Origin of the sequence: Rhizobium sp. RHZ02, from assembly GCF_014851575.1 — a bacterium.
GTDB lineage: Bacteria > Pseudomonadota > Alphaproteobacteria > Rhizobiales > Rhizobiaceae > Rhizobium > Rhizobium altiplani.
The window spans coordinates 1-645 of record NZ_JACUZX010000083.1 but is presented as its reverse complement, the minus strand read 5'-3'; the positions used below and the strand labels follow the sequence as shown (position 1 = coordinate 645).

General features: G+C 61.1%; 1 protein-coding gene. It reads right to left on the bottom strand.

Annotation, left to right across the window (positions count from 1 at the left end; translation table 11 throughout):
* The coding region (locus IB244_RS31600; RefSeq protein WP_192306992.1) for an adenylate/guanylate cyclase domain-containing protein at positions 1-645 on the bottom strand (645 nt) is incomplete at both ends.

Below are 645 nucleotides of genomic sequence, written 5' to 3'. Positions count from 1 at the left end.
GCGTCGACGATCTGCTGCGTTACATCGTCCTGAACAGCGAATATGTCGGTCAGGTCGCGATCGAACCGCTCCGCCCATAGATGCCCGCCGGTGGTTGCGTCGATAAGCTGCGCCGTAATGCGTGCCCTGTTCCCCGATTTGCGTACGCTGCCCTCAAGGACATACCGCACGCCGAGATTCGTGCCCACCTCCTGCACATGGACGTTCTTGCCCTTGAAGGTAAACGACGAATGGCGGGCGATGACGAAGAGCTGCCTCAACTTCGATAGCGCCGTGATAATGTCTTCCGAGATGCCGTCGGCGAAGTAGTCCTGTTCAGCGTCACCACTCATGTTGGCGAAGGGCAGGACGGCGATCGACAGCTTCGGCGACGTTGCCGTCGCAGGTTGACTCGTCGCGGTTTCCGAGGCCGCGGCTGCCTTGGTCCCGGCGCTGCCGACTTGCAGCGAATAGACCCGGATTGGTTCGGCGATGTTCTTGAGTTGCGTGTTGCCGAGATCGCTGACCGAGAGGTCGAGCCTCGCCTTGACTTGGCGATAGGCATCCTCGGATAGGCAGATAGCGCCCGCCGCAGCGACGCTCTCCAATCGCGAGGCGATATTGACGCCGTCGCCCATCAGATCGCCGTCGCTTTCCTCGACGACA